At 43.3% G+C, this 2,194-nt stretch carries 3 protein-coding genes and 1 pseudogene; all 4 read right to left on the bottom strand.

The features are described 5' to 3' along the window. Nucleotides 1–5 precede the first annotated feature (5 nt). The gene (locus tag A2517_RS07245) at nucleotides 6–299 is read right to left on the bottom strand and encodes a rod-binding protein (RefSeq protein WP_294895578.1); all 294 of its coding nucleotides are present in this window, start codon (nucleotides 297–299) and stop codon (nucleotides 6–8) included. After that, nucleotides 299–1,345 (bottom strand): flagellar basal body P-ring protein FlgI, encoded by a 1,047-nt coding sequence (locus A2517_RS07240; RefSeq protein ID WP_294895576.1) that lies wholly within the window; start codon nucleotides 1,343–1,345, stop codon nucleotides 299–301. The genes A2517_RS07245 and A2517_RS07240 overlap by 1 nt, the downstream gene beginning before the upstream one ends. Nucleotides 1,346–1,395: 50 nt before the next feature. Further along, nucleotides 1,396–1,983, bottom strand: a complete 588-nt coding sequence (gene rsmD, locus A2517_RS07235; protein WP_294895574.1) for a 16S rRNA (guanine(966)-N(2))-methyltransferase RsmD — start codon at nucleotides 1,981–1,983, stop codon at nucleotides 1,396–1,398. Continuing rightward, nucleotides 1,973–2,194: pseudogene (locus A2517_RS07230) on the bottom strand (hypothetical protein); the annotation flags it as partial. The pseudogene A2517_RS07230 and the gene rsmD, both read right to left, overlap by 11 nt.

Genomic DNA, 2,194 nt, shown 5'->3' with positions numbered 1-2,194 from the left:
TTAGTCTATTTCTCTGTTTTTTCACCCTTTTGACTAAGGTGTTCGAAAAGCATTTGAGAAAACCCAAATCCTCCTGCACTCGCATTGGAAAGCTCTTCACGATACATCGATTTAAAAATTTTGTCTCCCGGATCGTTGGAGCTGGTAAAAACATTTTTTTCGTCTTTCATCGCTTCATCGAGCATCATTTTGACGATAATCGCCTCAAACTGATCGGTTTTCTCTCGAAGCGCTTTATCACCCTCTTTGGTTCCGATGGTAGGGATCGCTCTTTGGTGCTGTACACTCGTGATATCCATTAGATGATCTCCAAGTCAACCGAGATAGCTCCGGCACTTTTCATCGCTTGCAGTATCGAAATCATCTCTTTAGGACTTGCACCAAGTTTTTGGAGAGATCGTGCGATGTTGGCAACCGTCGTCGTCCCTTTTTCGGTATAGACCTCATTCTCATTCAATCCGATGACAAGACTTTTATCCATTGTCACACTTCCTGCGGGTTTGGATACCTCATTTTGGGAAAGAATTTTGATGGTCATGTCCCCTTGAGTGATCACAACCGGTTTAACCTCAACATCCACACCGGCAATGATGGTTCCTGTCCGCTCATTGATGATAATCTTCTGCTCTTGTGCATAATTAATATCTAAACTTTGCACTTCAGCTAAAAATTCAACCATTGATTTGTTACTCGGAAGCTTCAAATTAATAGTTCGTGGATCAACGGCAGAAGCAACGTTGGTTTTGTATTTAGCGTTTATCGCATTTTGTATCGCTACAGAGTTAGCAAAATTGGATGTTTTAAGAGAAAGGGTTGCATTTTGTTGATGAGAGAGGTCTTGGTTAATTTCACGCTCTACCAAACCGCCGCCATACACCATTCCGACAGTCGGATGCGATTCGGCACCGGCACCTTTTTCATTTTTACCGCCGATACTGATCGAACCTTGCGCAAGTGCATAGATTTTACCGTCAACCCCTTTGAGAGGCGTCATCAACAATGTCCCCCCCTCAAGCGATTTTGCATCCCCGATGGAAGAGACGGTAACGTCAAACGCATCCCCTTGGCGTGCAAAAGGGGCAAATTTAGCGGTAACAACAACCGCCGCAACGTTTTTGGATTTGATATCAACCGGATTCATATCGATATTCATCGCTTTGAGCATATTCGCGATGGATTGGAGGGTAAATTTTGAGGTCGTACCGTCACCCGTCTTTTTTAAACCGACAACGAGGGAGTAACCGATAATTTGGTTATCCCGCACGCCGACAATATTAGCCACTTCGCTGATACGCGCCGCTTCCGCCATTGTCAGTAAACAAAAAAGTAGACCAAAAATTCTCATACCCATCCTTTTATTCCAAAGGATAAAGCAAAGGCTATTCCAAAACTGGGTTATGCATAGTAGGTTAGTGAAGTTTTTCCGAAACGTTTGGATTTTAGACGATTAAAGTGACCGATAGCATCGGGCAATTCGAGGGTACTCATGTGCTCGATAATAATCAAAGTCGCCATTTCAAGGGGAAGGGATGCGATCATATCAACCGTTTTATCGTAAATCTCTTCCATCCCCTCACGGATTGAAAAAGGGGGATCAACGTAGATAAAAGCACTCTCGCCCAACGAGGCAAGACGCTTTTTTACGTGAGCCATGTTACTAAAACTATCCCCTTCGACAATTTCGCAGGCCGATGGATCGGTTTGGGCGATATTCTCACGGAGCGTTCGTATCGCATCACGGTCTTTTTCCATAAAAATAATCTTTTTGGCTCCGCGACTAAGGGCTTCAAGCCCGATAGACCCGCTTCCAGAGAAAACCTCTACCAAAACAGCATCAATGATATCAAACTGCAACGTATTGAAAAACGACTCCAATACAATCCCTTTGGAACTGCGGGTCGTCTCTTTCGAGGGGAGTTTGAGAGTTTTGCCTTTGTATTTTCCGGCAATAATTTTTTTGGTAATGGTGGGGTTATTTTTCATAGAATGCCCGTATCGCTTTGAGAATGTTATCTTTGTATTCGCGTGTAAGTTTATCAATATGACGCTCTAAAATATCAAAACTTACCCCCTCTTCACTGGCAGGAAAACTTTCCTCTTCAATCACGACAGGGGGATAGCGTTCAGATTCAAATTTTTGATTCAGTGCGTGAAGTAATTGCGCTTTTGAAAACGGCTTAATCAAATCAGAGGA

Source organism: Sulfuricurvum sp. RIFOXYD12_FULL_44_77, assembly GCF_001830725.1.
In the GTDB taxonomy this organism is placed as follows: domain Bacteria; phylum Campylobacterota; class Campylobacteria; order Campylobacterales; family Sulfurimonadaceae; genus Sulfuricurvum; species Sulfuricurvum kujiense_A.
Note: the sequence above shows the minus strand (reverse complement) of the source record. Positions and strands in the feature narration are given on the sequence as shown.

Excerpts from the sequence above, each read along its gene's own strand:
- rsmD (WP_294895574.1), bottom strand. The coding sequence starts at position 1,983 with ATGAAAAATAACCCCACCATTACCAAAAAAATTATTGCCGGAAAATAC.
- A2517_RS07240 (WP_294895576.1), bottom strand. The coding sequence starts at position 1,345 with ATGAGAATTTTTGGTCTACTTTTTTGTTTACTGACAATGGCGGAAGCG.
- A2517_RS07245 (WP_294895578.1), bottom strand. The coding sequence starts at position 299 with ATGGATATCACGAGTGTACAGCACCAAAGAGCGATCCCTACCATCGGA.